Origin of the sequence: Moorena sp. SIO4E2 (assembly GCF_010671945.1) — a bacterium.
In the GTDB taxonomy this organism is placed as follows: domain Bacteria; phylum Cyanobacteriota; class Cyanobacteriia; order Cyanobacteriales; family Coleofasciculaceae; genus Moorena; species Moorena producens.
Window position 1 is genome coordinate 17,498 of the sequence record NZ_JAAHIE010000002.1, and the last position, 17,933, is coordinate 35,430.

A 17,933-nucleotide genomic window follows, 5' to 3' on the forward strand; every position below is an offset into this window, starting at 1 on the left:
GCATCAGCTATAATGTATTAGCTATTAGCTATCACCCAAAGGCTGACTGCTGACTGCTGACTGCTGAATGCTTACCTTACTCAGGACTCATTACTTTCTTAGCAAAGACTAGTTTAAATGGAAGTATTGTTCACAAATTATTTAGGATTGCTATAATTTCATTTTGAATCAATAACGTTTGCTTGAAAATGAATATACCCGAAGTTGGGACATTATTAGAATGCTATGGAGCAGTATCTATAGGAATTCCCTTGATTGAAAGACACAATGTACTCAGGTGGATTTGTCAGAGTCTTACTCACCATGGAGTATTCCTGGTTTACCTCTGGAATTTAGCTAGTCGTGGATTTCAGAAAATTGAATGGGATGGAAATTATGATACCTTAGAAAGTTCAATGGTTAATGTCCTAGAAGAGCGTGAGCCATTTGCACAGGTTGTTGAAGTGTTGAATTTTTGTCAAGCCTATTCTGGTAAAGCTCTATTTATCTTAGAAGATTTACCGTCTTTACTCGATAGTGCTGACAGTGGGCAAACCATAACCATCAGAACCTCATTGTCTAATGTTCTCTACAACTTTGGTCTCTCAAGCGATAAGTTTCTAATTCTTTTGGATACGGGGGAGAATGAGTTACCTCGAATTTTAAACTCAATTATTCCTGCTGCCGAATTTCCTTTCCCAGAACCCAAGGAAGTCACGGCATTATTAAAAACTCATTTAGTAGAATATGGTTTGGCTGACCAAGAAACACCTCTAGACGACAGACTAGCTCGGTCTATCGGGGGATTGACTCCGGAAGAAATTCGGATGGCAGTCAAACTGGCGGCGAAAAAAAATAAATACGCCCCCATAGTGTCTTGCCTGTTAAGCGATCGCTCTGAAGAGCGCGCCAAAGGCGAACGCAAGCAATTTCATATAGCAGTCAACAAAGCCCAATCTCAATCAGAGCTAGCCAAGCAATTAATCAATTACAAAATTCACAGACTCAAAGGATTTGGTTTAGAGTTCCTCAAACCTGATGTTGGGGAATTTGGGGGATTAGATAAACTGAAACAAGCCTTGGAATGGGTGAAACAAGATTTTTCTGATCAAGCCAGAGCTTATGGGATTCCATTGCCCAAGGGATGGCTATTGATTGGTCCTCCAGGAACAGGAAAAACCTTTGCTGCCAAAGTCTGTGCTCAAACCTTAGGATTTCCTTTAATTAGCATGGGAGTGGATTTAGTAATTGGTAGTAGTCCAACCCATTTAAAACGACTCTTGCGTCGAGTTGAGGCCGCGAGTCCTTGTGTTTTGTTTCTCGATGAATTGGACAAGTTTTTTGATTCCCAAACAAATAACACCAAACAAATTCTAGGAATTCTATTAACCTGGTTGCAAGAGAAAACAACTCCCACATTTGTGATTGGAACTCTCAACCGATTAGATGCTTTGCCTCCAGAATTAACTCGTGCTGGCAGATTTGACAAACTGTTTTATGTCGGTTTTCCCAAAGAGATTGAGCGGTTTGAGATTTTTAAACTCCATGCTAGCCGATTTGATCCTCGTTATCGGGAGGGAAATGGACCATTAACAGAAAAACAATGGCGTCGATTATTGAGTGCGACACGAAAATGTACTGGAGCAGAAATTCGTGCCATTGTAGAATCAGCAGTGCAGCGAGTGTTCCATCAAGGTCAGAGAACTCCTTTTAAAATTGAATTGGAAAATCTATTAGAGCAGCGAGAAGCAATGACTCCCTTGTATTCTCAGGATACCGAGAGAGTTTTAGCAATGGAAAATCGAGCAGAAGGGGTTTGTAAGCCTTCCTCTTCACCAGATAAATCAATTTTTGCTAGGGAAATAACTACCTTGTGGGGAGAACGATTAAATGTTGGGTCTTAAGTGATATCATGTCCCGATAATTATCCTTAATACCAATTTTTACAGCACACTATCTCCCCATCAATCTTCTTTATTATGGGTATTCAACCGGACTTAATCTGATATCTAATCCGATGTAATGAGTAATGGGTAATGGGTAATGGGTAATTGTGATTACTCTCGTACCATTACCCATTAACACTTAAGCCTTACCGATTACCAACCAGTTTAATCAAGGAATTTTATACCTTGATTAGGTTTAAATATAGCAGTCGAAGTAAAGGTTAAGACATATTTTGTTCCCTGTTCCCTTCCCCCCTTACTAAGGGGGGTTAGGGGGGAACCCTGTTACCTTGAAAACAAAATACTATGTCCTAAACTATACTTTCCTTGCTATAACTGCTGATTAAGACTTAAATTCCAGCAGAGAATTTATCCCCAGTTTGCTGCAAGACGATAGGAGATAGACAGCTTTAGTATTGCCTTTCAGGGCAAAGTATTCCCAAATATGAAGACAATCTCCTAAACTCATAGTTTTCATTATCCCTTGAGTTTCTGTATAACAGTATAGTATCTTACCCGAAAAACCTTTGGCTTTCAATTTTTTTAGTTTTCTCCTTGAGTTAATAATTCCCACCAGTAAAGCAACCGATGAGCCTATGGCATCCATGGCAGCGGATAAACTAACCCGAAACTCCTGATCATCCTCTGTCTTTAATATTTCTAATTGGGATTGACCAATTGTAATCCTAGTCGGGGTTGCTTTTAGCAAATCTGAATCTTGGTTAATTAAGTTTACCCTTGGTTGGATTAATTGATTTGGGTCTTTCTCTAATTGTTCAATGAGTTGCTTTAAGGAAACTGTTTGATTTTTATCCAGGTAGGGGGGGATGAGATTGTCTGAAACTAAATATTTCCAATAAGCCAGTAAGCTGTTGAGAGGATAAACAGTCAAGTTTCTCTGGGAAGGAGTAGTAACCCATAATTTTTGATAGCCATTTTCTTCAAGAAATTGTTGAGCTTGTCTTGGAGACTGTCTAATCGGTATAGACATTTGCCGTAAGCTAAAAACAATTTGGTTATCAAGGCTATAAGCTCCTAGGGTGACTTCCTCTAATTGAAGACAGATATGATCTACGTGGGGATAATCCAAAAAATCATCATCAATTATCTGAGGATCAGTGTGATGAGTTTGAGCAATTAGGTGGGTCATAGCCATAAATTCCTTCTTCTAAATCCCTTGATTTAAGTAAGCATATGCGCTACGCGCAGGCTACGCCAACAGCTATTGGCCGTAGGCCACGCTACTTGAGGTGCAGTCAGCCTGAGCGTAGCGCGTTAGCTAACTGCTGAATGCTTACTGATTTAACCTGTTCAAGTTTTTGACTGTTTCTCTTTCTTGGTAGTACTCTCTAAGCAGAGCAACGGATTGATTATGTACATATAACCCCTTATAGTAACGTTCCTTTTTTCAGAGAATTTTTATCGTTTCAGGATTTTAACGTCTCTATGTAACAAATATTTACAAATCTTGTTATTATCGAATTTTATGGCTATTTATAAAGAAGTAAGCAAACAAGGAATTAGGGAAATGGTAGGAAGTAATCTTTCTCAAGAAAACCTCTCCCACATCAAGCAACCTGAAAGTCTGTCAGATTTAATTGACGAGAGGGATAAGACGGATTACTCTCTATTGGAAAAGCTGTTAGAAGGACGTTCCGATAGCTTTAAGGCAAAAATTTTAGATTTAGTTGTTGCGACAGAATTGGACGCTAATGACCCGCTATTCCTATTTTTGGTAGCAACGTCCAGTTTGGAAACAATGTTAGCAGATACTCCTAAATCCTTAGAGCAGTTATTCCGAAGTTGGGAAAAGGATATCCAGCAGATGATTGATGTCGTGGGGCAATCCACCGTGGATATTCAGCGCCAAGAAATTGCTAAAGCGATCGCTCTTCAGAGCGCGCCAAAGGCGAACGCGTCTGCCATAGAGCAATCAAAAGTAACCATAGAATCCAAGTCAGAAAGACAGCCCTGTTCCTATCCACCCAAAGGGTCAATGGATTTTCCGATTGTTAAGGCATCTCCTTTTACAAACATTACAGCCATTTGTGGAGCTGTGGTTTTGTCATTGGTTTGTGGACTAGGAGCGGGTTGGGGGCTATCTGAGTTAAGTCAACCAAAATTAGACCCCAATGGTTCTAGACAACTAACCCTAGACGAAGCAGCTACCTTAAATTGGGCAATCAGTAAAGAGGGCAAATTAGCCAGAAATATAACCAAATGGAATGCGGGCTATTTGGATAACTTAGAGTGTCAAAAGGATGCCATAGAGGCAGGAATCCGGTTAAACTTTGGGGGAAAAAAAGCCACTAGCGGCTATTGTCTACTTTGGGTCGCCCCTCCGAGCCAGCGCAAGTATATAGACGACAATAAATAAGTGAACCCTATTTTATCGCTATTTTGATAGAGATCAGTGTCGGTGTTTTGGTAATGGCTAATAAGTACGAGCCTTATCCCGACCAGAAGTACCATTTCTCTTATGGATTAGTGAGTGCTAAATTTTTCTGATGGTACTCCATAGCTTTAGTGTAGTTTCCTTGAGAGTAATAAGCGGCTTTCAGACTAGCTATGGCTTTTTTTGCTGCCTTCCGGTCACCGATGGCTTGGGCAATACTCAAACGTTGTTCATAATATTCAACCGCTTGGCCATAATTGTCTAAAGCATCATAAGCCTTTCCCAAGCGACCTAAAGCTTGTTGTTCTAGACGGCGATTACCTATTTGTTGAGCTTTGAGCAATTGCTGCTGAATATAGTAAATCCCTTGAATATAATCTCCTAGTGCCAAGCAAGCATTACCCAACTTGCCCAGAATTTGTCCTTCTAGGGGAAGATCACCCATCTGCTGTGCGATCGCAAAACGCTGCTCGTAATAGTCAATAGCTTGAGCATAATCACCGATGGAGTAGCAGGAGTTACTAAGATTTCTCAGAATTCGCTCTTCCAGCTGCGGTAACCCAAGACTCTGGGCAACATAGAGGCTCTGTTGCTGGCAAGCTATTGCTCGGGGCAAATCCCCTAGTGCCTTATGGGCCAATCCTAGATTGTTCAAGGCAGTCACCTCTCCCAGTCGGTCTTGGAGTTGCCGCATAATAGTTAGGCTTTTTTGACCATAGTCAATGGCTTTGAGGTGATTTCCTTGGTGACGGTAGGCATTTCCCAAAATTCCCAAAACCTGGCCCTCAAGACGCTGGTCTTTGATGTCTTTTGCGATCGCAAGACTTTTGTTACTATATTTTATGGCTTGTTGAAAGTTGTCCAAGGAATAAGCAGTCAGGGCCATACCACTCAGAGCTTTTCCTTGACCCCGTCTATTTGCCAATTGCGCATACATTGCTAGTGCTTCTTGAAACGACTGTCTTGCTGCGGATAATTGACATCGCTGGTGCTGCTCAATCCCTTTCTCTAAAAGTTGAGCAGCTTCACCGGTGCGATGGTTTGACGCAAGGTCATGAACATTATCTGGAATGTTGTCAGGTAATGTAGGAACGAAAGTTTGGCGTGCTGCCTCTACTAGACGCTCCCTATATTCGCTGTCATCACACGGCAACCGGCTCTCCATTCCTATTGCCTCTTAAGGATCATCAAGAGTTTTGTAGTTTTCTAAGTTTGCGCAATCGAGTAAAATCCTTTGCCATATATTCCCTTGTTTTGAATTGCTCAAGGTCGGATCTCATCCTTTGAGTGAGATACCACAGGGCATTAACGAGAATATGACGGTTTTCAGATTTAGCGCAGCTCAACCTAACAGTACGAGTGCGGGTACTTGACTACCATGATAACCGCATTAATGGTGGTTACCGCAACTTTACCAATATCATAACAAATGCTATACTAAATCTAACTTATGGATGATTTAATCTCAGCAAATAAAAATCCCTAGGTCAGCATTCAGCCTAGGGCTAATGGGCGTAGCGCATGCTACGCTTGCCAGCGATGAAAGCACGCCACTGCCCATCAAAGATTGTAGGTAGGGACTGTGCTAAACTTTTTTATTGAACTACATCAAGCTCAGATACATTTAACCCGGTATTTCCGCCCCATAACGGTAAGCCGTGTATAGCACATCAATTTACCAATTGATGAGGACGCATCTCTCAAAGCTGTCGAAAAAGCCTGACAGCGCTTTTGCCCCAAGCGCGAATTGACCAAGCGCGAATTGACATTTACTACAGAACAACCTAGATTGATTGTCTGATGCTTCAATGCTTTGAAGCTTACTTCTGTTATTTTCCGAATCTTTTTGTGAGCGGACGGTTAAGCTTGCAAGCTATGTTAGCTGTGTTTTGTTCATCAGCTATTTAATACTAAGCAGGTGCACAAAATTCATTCACATTTTGTAAAACTCAAATCCTTACAATATAAGGGTTACAGAGATTGCGAGTAGGTAATTAATTCGGCGATCGGTGCTTACCAGATTTTCCCGAGGCTTTCGGTGAAACTTCGCAAGATTTTATTAATTAGTTCTTTCCAGCAGAGTTTCTCTAGATGATGTTACTGCTGACTTGGTAGTCTCTGGTGTGCAGTAGACTTCGCAGGAGTTATTGGGACTTTCACTCAATTTCACCTTATGAAGTTGGACATCCAATTCTTGAATTGGTTGTTGCAATAACTGACAAATATAGATAGCAATATTTTCGGCAGTAGGAACAACCCGGGCAAAGTATGGAATGTCTTTATTGAGGAAAGTATGGTCAAAAGCTTCCAGGACATACTCATCCATGACTTGCTGCAAGGAGCCTAGATCAACAATCATGCCAGTGCGCGGATCCATTTCACCCTTAACTGTCACTTCTATGTGATAGTTATGTCCATGTCCGTTGGGACGAGCACACTTACCGTAAATCTGGTAGTTTTCCTCGTCACTGAGGTCAGGATGAGCTAGTCGGTGAGCAGCGCTAAAGTGGTTACTGATAGTCAGATATACTTCCATACCGTTTCCTTGATAGTCAGCCCAGAGTTTTGGATGTTCAAATAGCTGAATCTTCAGTAGTGGTAGATAGGTAACCAAGCGTTGCCAAATTACTCGTGCTATGTTTTCGGTAGTAGGTAAGGTTTGCTGAAATTCTGACCAAACCTCATTGAGATAAGCGTAGTCAAGTTGGCTGGTGACCTCTCGTTGGATCACCGTTTTGACTTTAGACAAGTTTTTCACCATGCCATACTTATCCAACTGAGCGGTCAGGGAAACGAACAGAACGTAGTTGTGTCCGTGTCCAGGAAATCTGCTCCCCAAACCAAACCGCTGAAGGTTCTCAGCTTCACTCAGTTCTGGTAACCAGTATCGGTGGCTGGCTGAAAACTCAGCACGGCGCTTAATGACGCATTCCATGTCAAGTTAGGTAAACTAGACTTATTTTCAGGATAAACTAATTTGGATTAGTGGTCGTTGGTAAGCTAAAAAAATAATATTGGTTACCCATTAGCAAAAATCTTTAACTGTGTCTTTAGCTTCCCAGAGCAGATGGGAAGCTATTCTGAACAGTTCTTGACCTGTGTGTAGGTGGTAGTCGTCGTAGTTAAGGGTAAACAGCTTTAATTCTTCTATCCCATCTCCTAACTGATTAAGACAGTAGTAGAGGTTAGCAGCAGCACTGGCAACGGTGGCAGGATTAGGTTGAGACTGAAACAGTCTCTGAGCTTGATGGAGATGATCACCACACTCTTCCAGATAAGCTTCAAACTCTGCCATGAGTTCATCATCAAACGGGTCAGCGGAGAGTTCATCAAGTTGAGCCTCTAGAGGCTCAAGGATATGACTAATCCGGTGGTTTACAGGTTGATAAATTTGCTGCAACCATTCCCCTAGCTGGGCATCAGTCTTTTTTCCCTTTTGCCGATGATGCTGGTAATGTCTTTGGGCATGAGCTGTTCGCTGTTGTCGATTCTGAGGCTCTAATGAATCCTGAAAGTAATTCCTCTTTTGGTCATAGGAACGCCGTCGCTCAGGGTTACTGAGTACCTCATAGGCAGCATTAACTTGGATAATTTTTTCCGGATCAGCGGTGGGGCTGTTGCTATCTGGATGAAAGCGCTTGGCTAGCCGTCGGTAGGCTTGTTTAATTTCTAGGGTCGTAGCGTGGGGATGAACATCCAAAGTTTGGTAGTGATTCGAGTCTGACATGGGCTACACTAAACCTACTGAAACCGGCAGCGATAGTATAATTGAGGTAGCAACTAAGCTCAATCCTTATATTTCCATCGATTTCCAGAGGTTTTAGGATAACTACTGAACCGAAGCGCCTTGCCCCATAACACTAATCAGTGGTGGCGGTTGGCTCTTGGAAGAGGGGGGTGCTTAGGTACCGTTCCCCAAAACTCGGTTGAATCATGACAATCAGGCATCCCTCATTTTCTGGACGTTTGCCAACTTCAATAGCCGCTGATAGTATGGCTCCAGTGGAAATGCCGGAAAGAATTCCTTCTTCACGGGCTAAACGACGACCGTATGCGATCGCATCATCATCCGTAACTGTAATCACCTCGTCAAGAAGTTCAACCTTGAGTACTTCTGGAATAAAACCCGCACCGATACCCTGAATTTTGTGAGGTCCTGGAGACCCTCCAGAAAGTACAGAACTACCAGCTGGTTCAACTGCGATCGCTTTAAAACTGGGCTTGCGTTTTTTGATCGCTTCAGCAACACCAGTAATTGTACCACCCGTACCAACTCCAGCCACCAGGAAATCCACCTGTCCTTCCGTATCGTCCCAAATTTCTTCAGCGGTGGTACAATAGTGAATTTTGGGGTTAGCTGGATTACGAAACTGTTGCAGCATATAGGCATTGGATGTGTTTTCTACAATTTCCTGAGCTCGCCTAATACAGCCACCCATGCCTTCAGTACCTGGTGTCAGTTCCAACTGAGCACCATAAGCTCGCAACATAGCCCGTCGCTCGATGCTCATTGTCTCTGGCATGGTTAGGATCAGTTGGTAACCCTTGGCTGCCGCTGCCATTGCTAGAGCAATACCTGTGTTTCCCGAGGTCGGTTCCACCAAAATAGTTTTGCCGGGGGTAATCCACTCATTCTGCTCCGCTGTGTTGATCATGCTAACACCAATCCGGTCTTTAACAGACGAAGATGGATTCATGCCCTCTAGCTTGGCTACAATTCTAGCGACACAGCCTTCTGCTTGAGGAATACGGTTTAATTGTACTAGAGGTGTCCGACCAACCAGTTCGGTAATATTTGGAGCAATTCGCATAACTGTTGGAAATTCTGAGTTATTAGTTGTTATCCATCATCCATCCTAGTATTTTTTGACACTCCCACCCCTTCAAACAAAAATCCCCGCCTAGGGGCAGGGAAACCTAACTAATTCTCAATAGTCCTTGGGCAATTAGCCAGGGTCTTTAGAAGGTGAATGTGGTTCTGATGGTACCAATCACAGCATCATCATTACCGTCACTCTGCTCTGGATTAATCACCCAGATCACACCAGGAGTGATAGAGATATTATCGGATAGCTGATACTTGTAGAAGCCTTCTATGTGAATGGGGGTATCAATCTCATTCAAATCCGAATAGGGGACTGCACCACCAAAGAAACCTAACACACTACCTTCTTTCCCAAAATCGGGGAAGGCTAAACCACCGCCGTAACTCCAAATTTCACCATCTCCTTCACCAATCACAATCACATCGGTGTAGTTGAAAAATCCACTAAAGGAAATCTTGTCGGTGAGGCGAAACGCTAATTCTGCTCCGTAGGAGTTGGTTACCTTGTCAGCTGAATCAGCTATACGACTAGCAAGAAGTGCTTCTTGATTTAAGTTGGCAGCACGAGTACCTACTATACCATCTTCTCCAGCGCCTTTGCTGAATATGGCACTGTTCTCTTTATGGAAACCATGGACGTAAGTAAAGCCCACACCAATGCGGTCGTTGACGTTGAAGTTCAACTGACCCAAGGCAGAATAATCACCATTGAACAGACCTGAACCTTCATCAGGATCTGACGCATTGCCAGCTAGGTAACCCAGTGTGACAGTACTTGGTCCAATCACGCTCTCTAGTAAACCGAGTTGGAAGCTAACCCCTAAACCAGCACCACCACCAATCCGATAGATGGGGTTTTGTTGAGAAAATGTGGATAGAGAGCCACTACCACCATCGAAGTCTTGGAAATAGGGATTGAGTGTAGGAACGTAATCATCATGCCGACCACCAAAGGCAGCAATGTAAGTTGATACTTGACCAAACGGACCAATAGGAATGTCACCGTAATAGGCTAACCAGTCAACTCCTATATCGTTCCCGTCACCAGTACCATCAATCTCAGTGTTAAAGGTCTGGGTGAGTTCTGGGGTAATCTCACCCCCCGCTGTGAAGGCATTCAGGTTACCAGCACTCAGACGAGTTACTAAACTGTCTTGACCAGTGAAGCTGGTGTCGAGAACTAAACGAACCCTGTCACCAAAGACAACTTGGTTATTGTCATCTTCCCCAAAATCACCAAAGTTATTGGTCAGGGCGAATATGACTTCCCCTTCCAGTTTCGTAGTAGTGGAGAATTGGTGATCCTCTAGGAATGCGACTCGACCTTCGAGGTTATCGACCCGTGCTCCGAGGGTAGCCAGTTCTGCCTCAAACTCTTGAATCAGCCGTTGCAGCGTTTCTAAGTCTTCACGGGTAATAAAGTCAGCAGTACTAGCAGCAATTAAACGCTCAATCTGGTTCAAACAAGCGTTCAAGCCAGCCGCAAATTCGTAACGGGTGGTAGCACGGTTGCCACGGAAGGTGCGGTTTGGGTAACCAGCGATACAACCGTAGCGCTCTACCAGACTACGCAGAGCTTCATAAGCCCAGTCTCCAGGAGAAACATCCCGCAGTTGGGAAACACTAGTTACCTGATCTTGGCTGTTACTGCCTTCTTTACCGTAGCGTTGAATTTGATTTAACAGCTGGCTGTTATCTGAGGCTGAGGGGACGGCTTGGGCTATTTTTGTTTCTGCCTCCGGTACGTCTACCTTAGGAACTAGGGTATCGGCCTTTAAAGTTAATGATGTTCCCTCACCCAAGGTGGAGCCCATCGACCTGGAAAAAACTGGGGTATCCTTTACTTCTGGAGCAGTGGGGGCCGCCGCGATCGCCATTGTCTTTACTGGGACAGCTTGAAGTGGGGCAGCTTCCGTAGTAACTTGATTCTCAACTGTTAAGGAGTTGGCCTTGTTGGCTGCCTGTACCTCATTGGTACCAAAGGCGAGAGCAGCACCCACTACAGCAGGACTTATCAGTAGGGACTTCAACAGTAGTTTAGACATCTTCTCTTAATCCTCACACCTTTACAATTATTGAACTCTCCCCCGGATCAATCACGGAGGATGGTGACATACTCCCGACGCTGACAAGCACGCGACAGCACGGGCTTCTTACCAACACCAGCTACTGCTTAGGTTACTCGGTAAGCTTTATTAACGACACGGGATGCCCCTCCGCGCCGGAACAATACAAAAAAGTTCTATTTTCTTTGTACTGCAGGTGCGACCCGTGGCGAATTTAATTCGCCGACGGAAAGCGCACCTATGGAATTTTACCCATCCACAGATAACTCAAACTATCAAGTTTTTTCTGAAGGTCACCCCATATTCGTTGGTTGTCAAGGTTCAGGCGCGTAGGTGGCGGTTAGCTCTTAATTTGTTTTTCCCTACTATCCCTAGTACATCGCATTGGAAAGCTCTGTTCCGACCCTTGCCCCGCGCTCCATCCCTACACTTACTCTATACGGTAAAGTACGGGGATTCTCGCGGTTTAGATAAGAATCAGCGCTATTGCGATGAAACCTATTAACCTATTACAGGAACAATTTATTAGAGGAACAATTCTTATACTATAGCCTTTATCGACAAAGTGCTATACAAACTTTTTTGCCAATGCCTGTGAATGAACTTCTGCGCTAGCTGCGGGTCTATTGCTAAAGCAATTGTCACTTATTTAGAGTTATTGAAAGGATATTAACCCAGCTCTGAAATAACTTGCGCTAGGTCAAAATCTTTTGAGGTTAAGCCACCACTATCATGAGTGGTTAGAGTAATCGTTACCTTATTGTAAGAAATCTCTAGGTCAGGATGGTGTCCTGCAACTTCAGATGGTTCAACAAGTTTATTCACAAAAGCGATCGCTTCTACAAAACCCTTGAATGTCTTTTTACTACGCAGGGTTTTCCCTTCCACACTCCAGTCTTCTAGCTGACTCGCCTTGGCTTGAATTTCTGCATCGCTGAGTAGTTGAGCCATGATGGTTAGATCCACTCCTTCAACAATCCCAAAAAAAGACTATCCGCTCTCACGGCTAGTGTTTTGGTTAATCCATAACACCTGGTGTGAGAGCGGTCTAGCGGGTCTTCTGATTGAAACCAGGCTGCCGAGAGGAACTCTTAGGTAGCCCTGCCTAAGCAGTCATATAGATTCTCCGTAGAGAATCCAGCTAACTCCTAGAGAACAGCCCCGGCGCACAGCCGGCTAACTCCAACCAGATGACCCATGAGTTTACTACTATCTTCCATGGGCATCACCTCCTTTAATCCCTAAGCGGTTTTTTGTACCTTTCCAGGATTATTACCTTTTCTTACAATAACAGAGTATCCCTCAAATGGCAACCTCTGGAAACTAGCATAATTATAAGTTCAGCGAAGATTGCTCAGAACGTTCCAGTTTTCTGTTTCTAGAACTGCTCAAAGCCCCACCTCCAGGTGGGGCTTTGAGCAAATCCAAGCGCTAACCTTAATTCGGGATCAGCCTTGGAGTCTTACAGAGCGTTACCGCGAGGCAGTACTTCCTCAGGGAACTCAAAGTTTTGGTGAGGTTGGTCTGCTGGAGCCATCCAAGCCCGCAGACCCTCGTTCAGCAAAATGTTCTTAGTGTAGAAGGTTTCAAACTCTGGATCTTCTGCTGCCCGGATTTCCTGGGACACGAAGTCATAGGCTCGTAGGTTCAATGCTAAACCTACAATTCCCACTGCACTCATCCACAAGCCAGTTACTGGCACAAACAACATGAAGAAGTGTAACCAGCGCTTGTTAGAGAAAGCAATTCCGAAGATTTGAGACCAGAAGCGGTTGGCGGTGACCATTGAGTAGGTCTCTTCCGCTTGGGTCGGGTTGAACGCCCGGAAGGTGTTGGCTTTGTCCCCATCCTGGAACAGGGTATTTTCTACCGTTGCCCCATGAATGGCACACAGCAGAGCACCACCGAGTACTCCAGCTACGCCCATCATATGGAAGGGATTCAGTGTCCAGTTGTGGAAGCCTTGCAGGAACAGGATGAAACGGAAAATACCCGCTACTCCGAAGCTAGGTGCAAAGAACCAGCTGGACTGTCCCAACGGGTACATCAGGAACACGCTGACAAATACTGCAATCGGCGCACTGAATGCGATCGCGTTGTAGGGTCTAATGCCTACTAGACGAGCAATTTCAAATTGCCGCAGCATGAAGCCAATTAGACCAAACGCTCCGTGGAATGCCACGAAGCTCCACAACCCTCCTAGTTGGAACCAGCGGGTCAAGTCTCCTTGAGCTTCTGGTCCCCACAACAGCAGCAGGGAGTGTCCCAGGCTGTTGGGAGGAGAGGATACTGCTACGGTCAGGAAGTTGCAGCCTTCGAGGTAGGAAGAGGCTAAGCCGTGGGTGTACCAAGAAGTAACAAAGGTGGTACCAGTTAGCCAGCCCCCCAAAGCCATGTAGGCACAGGGGAACAACAGAATGCCTGACCAGCCAACGAATACAAAGCGGTCGCGCTTGAGCCAGTCGTCGAGGATGTCAAACCATCCTCTGGTGCTGGGGGCGCGTCCTACTGCTACTGTCATAGCAAGGATCTCCAGATATATATAAGTACGGTAAGCCGATTTACTTTCTTGCCAACTTTGCTACCTTACTAAAGGGCGTCTAAGTAAAGAAAAGTAAAGTTCGTCTAATATAACTATCATAATATGTCATAATTCTTAATTTTGCTACCCCCTTAAAAAAAAATTAGGTAATAACTGCACCCAAGATACCGCTCTTACCCCGGTTTGGGCTGGGGTCTAAGATAAGAAAAAGAAGTACATTTATAGAACGCGCTACGGCTTGATACTCCATGTTCACCATTGACTTGATTCTAAGGAATACACCCATGCCACTGTCTGTGCAACGTAAGTCAGAAGAAGAGGCGCAAGCGACCTACCAGGAAATTTTGACAGCCATGCGCTCTGGGCATCCTCAGTTGTTAGAACTCAGCTGCGATCACCAGCCAGAGAAGAAAATTGGCGTTCTCAGCGATCAGATCAGTGCAGCAATGATTTCTCAAAAATCTGGAGCCACAGGCTCAGGACGTACTCCCGGCTTCTTTGCCATGGCTGAATAAATTCATGGAACAGCAAGATATATAATGACTCAACCAGCAATTCAAGTAAGAGAGGTTGGCTTCAACTGGCCTAAAGGGGGGACAGTTTTGCAATCTTGCTCCCTGGAAGTCCCTAAGGGGGAGTTTTGGATGCTCTTAGGAACCAATGGCAGTGGTAAATCAACCTTACTTAGATTACTGGCTGGTTTATTGTCCCCCCAATCCGGTGAAATTTACCTAGCGGGTTCAGCAGGTTTTGTTTTCCAGAATCCTGATCATCAGCTAGTGATGCCTACCGTAGGTGCCGATGTAGCCTTTGGACTGGTAGCAGAAAAGCTCGACCTAGCTCAAGTTCAAGCCCGGGTAAAAGAAGCTCTAGCTGCGGTCAATTTACTAGACCTAGAACGACGCCCGATCTATGCCCTCAGCGGTGGTCAGAAGCAGCGAATTGCGATCGCTGGTGCGATCGCAAGACAGTGCGAGATTTTATTGTTAGATGAACCCACTGCCCTACTCGATCCAGATACCCAGATGGATTTAGTATCACAAGTGCGAAATTTAGTCAAAAGTAGAGGATTGACAGCCATTTGGGTTACGCACCGTTTGGATGAGTTGGATTATTGTGATGGAGCATTTTTGTTAGACCAGGGTCGGGTCATTGACCAAGGTCAACCGGAACGCCTGAAGCAAAGACTGGTAAGTCCTAATCACTGATTCTCGGGAAGTTTCCGGAAAGTGGTAGGATTTGTAATCGGCTAACTGTTAACAACAATAAGTGTTATTTATAACACTTATTGTTGTTATTGTAATATGATATGTTTTAATAGTTAAAGGTTGAGTGTTATTTTTGCTCAATCCTTTTGCCTTTTTCTCAAGTGCAATTTATACTAATATAAAGAAATGTTAAATTTATTCTGGCCAATATGAGCAGTCCATAGGGACTGTAAATAGTATAATCCCATGGAAAATGTCTTGTTCTTCACCGCTGGCTATTTTACTAGTTGATGGCTATAACGTCATTGGCTCTTGGTCTTTCCTGAAAAATACCCGTGATCGTGATGGTCTGCTGAGTTCTCGCCAAGAGTTAATTGAGACCCTAGCCAATTACAGTGCCTTTGTTGGCTATGACACTGAGATTGTCTTTGATGCTCACTCACTCAATACCCCTAACAGTCGTGAGGTGATAACTAATAATTTATCCGTTTACTACACCGATTTCGGGGAGACAGCAGACACTTACATCGAAAAATTTTGCGCCTCCTATAGAACCAACCTTGTTCAACCAACTAAACGTCTGATCGTCGCTACCTCAGATCGGGCACAGCAATTGACTGTTGTCGGGTATGGTGCTCAATGCATGTCTTGCCAGCAGTTGCTCAGCGATGTTGAATTCACAGCTCGTCGAACCCGCCGCAAATACCGACCACAGAAATCCTCTCGTGGTCGTTTTTTAGTCAATTCCTTGGATGCCAAGGCTCAGCAGCGCCTAGAACAGTTGCGAAATAGTATCAAGTAAGGGGAGTGGAAAAAAATTTCCTGATCAAACACTTGACACAAACCAAAATATCCACTATTATTATAAAAGTGAAATCAATAAGCCCCCATCGTCTAGAGGCCTAGGACACCTCCCTTTCACGGAGGCGACAGGGATTCGAATTCCCTTGGGGGTATATAAGCAAGAAAAAAATACAAGAGTAAGCACTCAGCTATCAGCTATCAGCTTAAGCGCTACGCGCACGCTACGCGAACAGCTTTTTAATAAAAGAGGTAAGCATTGGTTTAATCTGAGTTAAGTCTGCTGACGGCTGACCGCTGACGGCTGAGCACTGACGGCTGACGGCTGAATGCTTACATACAAGAATTAAAGGTAGGCGATTTAAGATATGATTGCCTACCTTTGGGCTAACCTATCCAGTCTTTCTCTAATGGCTAAGTTAATCAGAGAACGCAGCAAAATCAAAAACCAGAATGCGGAAAAGGCAAAGGCGGCTATCGCCCATCCACTATAAGGACCTGATAGGAAAATAGTACCGGCTACCAGAGTAAATCCAGTTAAACAAGCATAAATTAGGCTTTTTAGAGCAAGGGTGATCTGCTTGAGAGTGCGATCGCTTTCTACAGAACGCACCCGCAATTGTAACTCTCCCAGCTCGAGCCGCTCTTCTAAGCGTCGAATTGCTAGTTCGGTAGCGCTAGCCTTACGTAAGTTATATTTCACAAAATCCCTAGCTTGTTTAGCTAGTTCCCCCACTATATTCCCCCGCCCTTGAAAAACAGCCAGGCTTTTAACAAAAGGCTCTGTAGCAGCTAACAAATTATACTGGGGATCTAGGGAACGAGCGATCCCATCAAGAGTTGTTAGTGACTTTAATATAAATGTCAGTTGTGCTGGTAGGCGAAAAGGTTGCTGCTCAAACATTAAGTAAAGTTCGCTACTGATTTCCTCAAAAGCTTGTAATTCTATGGGCTTTTCGGTAAATTTTTCCAGTAGGAAAGCAACTAATCGCTTGACTGGCTTGAGATCTGACATGGGTTCAATTAACCCCATGTAAGTTAAACTATTAACGACCTGATCAGTGTCCTTACGCAGTACAGCAAAAAAAGTCTGGAGCATTTGGTCTTTAGTCATGGACTTGACCTCCAGCATTGTGCCAAAGTCATAGAAAATCAGACTGCCCTCTGCAGAGACTGCCATATTTCCAGGATGAGGGTCAGACTGAAAAAAGCCATCTTGTAATAACTGCTTGAGGTAGCAACAAATTCCCAGCTGAATAATTTCTTTAGGATTTATGCCTAGGGATTCCAGGCTCTGACGGTCATCAATTTTAATCCCCGGCATATACTCCATAGTCAAAACTTTTTTAGTTGTATATCGCCAGTAGACTTTCGGGACACTAATACGAGCATAATTGCTGAAATTTTGACGAAAACTCTCAGCATTCTTCCCTTCATGGATGTAGTCAATTTCTTGATAGAGCAGGTTAAAAAACTCATGGGTGATGGAATCCAAATCATATTTTCTGGTTCCCGGAACAAATCGATTGACAAAACGAATCAATCGATGGATAATCTCAAAATCTAGGTTAAATAGCTTTTCTAAGCCAGGACGCTGAACCTTAACGACTACATCTTCCCCGGTGTGCAATCGGGCTTTATGAACTTGTCCCAAACTCGCAGCGGCTAGAGGAAAATGCTCAAAATCCCGATACAAACCATGAATGTCGTGACCCAGTTCTGATTCAATTAGAGTTATAGCATCGGTTACACTAAATTCTGGGATCCGATCTTGTAATTGCGCCAAGGCATTCACATATTCTAAGCTAAGTAAATCAGGGCGTGTGGATAGTGCCTGCCCAATCTTGATGAACGTTGGACCTAAGTCTAAGAGCTTTCTAACTAACCACTGGGCTCGACGATTTCTTTGCTTGGGGGAATTATTAGCCGATACCTTGTCCCACCATAAATAAACCATAAACTGCGCTGCCGCAGTAAAAATATCGATCTGGCGAGCCAGGGGAGAATAGTTAGGTTGTTGCCAACGTGGTGGCTTGGGCGCATCAGTTGTGAGCATACTCAGCTATTCATAGTTACTCCTATTCAATCCGGGAGTATAAATCAGATCATATCCACTTTAATACCTATTCTTCCCAGTTAGTCTTCCGAGCTATTAGTCATTAGTGATTAGT

General features: G+C 44.0%; 16 protein-coding genes and 1 tRNA gene. 8 read left to right on the forward strand and 9 right to left on the reverse strand.

What is annotated here, in order from left to right; translation table 11 throughout:
* The first annotated feature begins 188 nt into the window (after positions 1-188).
* Complete coding sequence (locus F6K37_RS00685; protein WP_009149089.1) at positions 189-1,883, forward strand: ATP-binding protein; 1,695 nt, start codon at positions 189-191, stop codon at positions 1,881-1,883.
* 385 nt (positions 1,884-2,268) lie between these two features.
* Here F6K37_RS00685 and F6K37_RS00690 read toward each other — a convergent pair whose 3' ends face one another.
* On the reverse strand, positions 2,269-3,075 hold the full coding sequence (locus tag F6K37_RS00690) for a hypothetical protein (protein WP_287247520.1): 807 nt from the start codon (positions 3,073-3,075) through the stop codon (positions 2,269-2,271).
* Between the two features lie 336 nt (positions 3,076-3,411).
* On the opposite strand from F6K37_RS00690, the gene F6K37_RS00695 reads away from it, so the two are divergent.
* Entirely contained in the window at positions 3,412-4,302 is an 891-nt protein-coding gene (locus tag F6K37_RS00695; protein WP_009149086.1) for a DUF6753 family protein, read from the forward strand.
* Positions 4,303-4,402: 100 nt separating this feature from the next.
* Here the strand turns inward: F6K37_RS00695 and F6K37_RS00700 are convergent, their stop codons facing one another.
* The 5 genes from F6K37_RS00700 to F6K37_RS00720 all read right to left on the reverse strand — a co-directional run bounded on the left by F6K37_RS00700 (position 4,403) and on the right by F6K37_RS00720 (position 11,190).
* On the reverse strand, positions 4,403-5,485 hold the full coding sequence (locus tag F6K37_RS00700) for a tetratricopeptide repeat protein (RefSeq protein ID WP_009149084.1): 1,083 nt from the start codon (positions 5,483-5,485) through the stop codon (positions 4,403-4,405).
* An 894-nt stretch (positions 5,486-6,379) separates the two neighbouring features.
* Positions 6,380-7,255: a 6-carboxytetrahydropterin synthase gene (locus tag F6K37_RS00705; protein WP_009149082.1), complete on the reverse strand. Its 876-nt coding sequence runs from the start codon at positions 7,253-7,255 to the stop codon at positions 6,380-6,382.
* 90 nt (positions 7,256-7,345) lie between these two features.
* A complete protein-coding gene (locus tag F6K37_RS00710) occupies positions 7,346-8,047 on the reverse strand; it encodes a J domain-containing protein (protein ID WP_009149080.1) in 702 nt (233 codons plus the stop codon).
* Between the two features lie 133 nt (positions 8,048-8,180).
* On the reverse strand, positions 8,181-9,131 hold the full coding sequence (gene cysK, locus F6K37_RS00715; protein WP_287247525.1) for a cysteine synthase A: 951 nt from the start codon (positions 9,129-9,131) through the stop codon (positions 8,181-8,183).
* A gap of 148 nt (positions 9,132-9,279) precedes the next feature.
* On the reverse strand, positions 9,280-11,190 hold the full coding sequence (locus F6K37_RS00720; RefSeq protein WP_009149075.1) for an iron uptake porin: 1,911 nt from the start codon (positions 11,188-11,190) through the stop codon (positions 9,280-9,282).
* Positions 11,191-11,416: 226 nt separating this feature from the next.
* On the opposite strand from F6K37_RS00720, the gene F6K37_RS00725 reads away from it, so the two are divergent.
* Entirely contained in the window at positions 11,417-11,716 is a 300-nt protein-coding gene (locus F6K37_RS00725) for a hypothetical protein (RefSeq protein WP_131826892.1), read from the forward strand.
* Positions 11,717-11,880: 164 nt separating this feature from the next.
* On the opposite strand, the gene F6K37_RS00730 is transcribed toward F6K37_RS00725, so the two are convergent.
* The gene (locus F6K37_RS00730) at positions 11,881-12,162 is read right to left on the reverse strand and encodes a 4a-hydroxytetrahydrobiopterin dehydratase (protein WP_009149074.1); all 282 of its coding nucleotides are present in this window, start codon (positions 12,160-12,162) and stop codon (positions 11,881-11,883) included.
* A 511-nt stretch (positions 12,163-12,673) separates the two neighbouring features.
* A complete protein-coding gene (gene psbD, locus F6K37_RS00735) occupies positions 12,674-13,732 on the reverse strand; it encodes a photosystem II D2 protein (photosystem q(a) protein) (RefSeq protein ID WP_008183309.1) in 1,059 nt (352 codons plus the stop codon).
* Positions 13,733-14,001: 269 nt separating this feature from the next.
* On the opposite strand from psbD, the gene F6K37_RS00740 reads away from it, so the two are divergent.
* The 5 genes from F6K37_RS00740 (at position 14,002) to F6K37_RS00760 (ending at position 16,040) form a co-directional block, all read left to right on the forward strand.
* Positions 14,002-14,268 (forward strand): UPF0367 protein family, encoded by a 267-nt coding sequence (locus F6K37_RS00740; RefSeq protein WP_008177880.1) that lies wholly within the window; start codon positions 14,002-14,004, stop codon positions 14,266-14,268.
* A gap of 24 nt (positions 14,269-14,292) precedes the next feature.
* A complete protein-coding gene (locus F6K37_RS00745) occupies positions 14,293-14,961 on the forward strand; it encodes an energy-coupling factor ABC transporter ATP-binding protein (protein WP_008177882.1) in 669 nt (222 codons plus the stop codon).
* A gap of 253 nt (positions 14,962-15,214) precedes the next feature.
* Complete coding sequence (locus tag F6K37_RS00750; protein WP_008188389.1) at positions 15,215-15,763, forward strand: NYN domain-containing protein; 549 nt, start codon at positions 15,215-15,217, stop codon at positions 15,761-15,763.
* 81 nt (positions 15,764-15,844) lie between these two features.
* Positions 15,845-15,917: transfer RNA gene (locus tag F6K37_RS00755), tRNA-Glu, on the forward strand.
* On the forward strand, positions 15,909-16,040 hold the full coding sequence (locus F6K37_RS00760; RefSeq protein WP_287247535.1) for a hypothetical protein: 132 nt from the start codon (positions 15,909-15,911) through the stop codon (positions 16,038-16,040). The genes F6K37_RS00755 and F6K37_RS00760 overlap by 9 nt, the downstream gene beginning before the upstream one ends.
* Before the next feature lie 98 nt (positions 16,041-16,138).
* Here the strand turns inward: F6K37_RS00760 and F6K37_RS00765 are convergent, their stop codons facing one another.
* Positions 16,139-17,818, reverse strand: a complete 1,680-nt coding sequence (locus F6K37_RS00765; RefSeq protein ID WP_287247537.1) for an ABC1 kinase family protein — start codon at positions 17,816-17,818, stop codon at positions 16,139-16,141.
* Positions 17,819-17,933: the final 115 nt, after the last annotated feature.

Bases quoted from the DNA above. Each gene is read 5' to 3' on its own strand.
- F6K37_RS00685 (WP_009149089.1), top strand. From the start codon at position 189: ATGAATATACCCGAAGTTGGGACATTATTAGAATGCTATGGAGCAGTA.
- F6K37_RS00690 (WP_287247520.1), bottom strand. From the start codon at position 3,075: ATGACCCACCTAATTGCTCAAACTCATCACACTGATCCTCAGATAATT.
- F6K37_RS00695 (WP_009149086.1), top strand. From the start codon at position 3,412: ATGGCTATTTATAAAGAAGTAAGCAAACAAGGAATTAGGGAAATGGTA.
- F6K37_RS00700 (WP_009149084.1), bottom strand. From the start codon at position 5,485: ATGGAGAGCCGGTTGCCGTGTGATGACAGCGAATATAGGGAGCGTCTA.
- F6K37_RS00705 (WP_009149082.1), bottom strand. From the start codon at position 7,255: ATGGAATGCGTCATTAAGCGCCGTGCTGAGTTTTCAGCCAGCCACCGA.
- F6K37_RS00710 (WP_009149080.1), bottom strand. From the start codon at position 8,047: ATGTCAGACTCGAATCACTACCAAACTTTGGATGTTCATCCCCACGCT.
- cysK (WP_287247525.1), bottom strand. From the start codon at position 9,131: ATGCGAATTGCTCCAAATATTACCGAACTGGTTGGTCGGACACCTCTA.
- F6K37_RS00720 (WP_009149075.1), bottom strand. From the start codon at position 11,190: ATGTCTAAACTACTGTTGAAGTCCCTACTGATAAGTCCTGCTGTAGTG.
- F6K37_RS00730 (WP_009149074.1), bottom strand. From the start codon at position 12,162: ATGGCTCAACTACTCAGCGATGCAGAAATTCAAGCCAAGGCGAGTCAG.
- psbD (WP_008183309.1), bottom strand. From the start codon at position 13,732: ATGACAGTAGCAGTAGGACGCGCCCCCAGCACCAGAGGATGGTTTGAC.
- F6K37_RS00740 (WP_008177880.1), top strand. From the start codon at position 14,002: ATGTTCACCATTGACTTGATTCTAAGGAATACACCCATGCCACTGTCT.
- F6K37_RS00745 (WP_008177882.1), top strand. From the start codon at position 14,293: ATGACTCAACCAGCAATTCAAGTAAGAGAGGTTGGCTTCAACTGGCCT.
- F6K37_RS00750 (WP_008188389.1), top strand. From the start codon at position 15,215: ATGTCTTGTTCTTCACCGCTGGCTATTTTACTAGTTGATGGCTATAAC.
- F6K37_RS00765 (WP_287247537.1), bottom strand. From the start codon at position 17,818: ATGCTCACAACTGATGCGCCCAAGCCACCACGTTGGCAACAACCTAAC.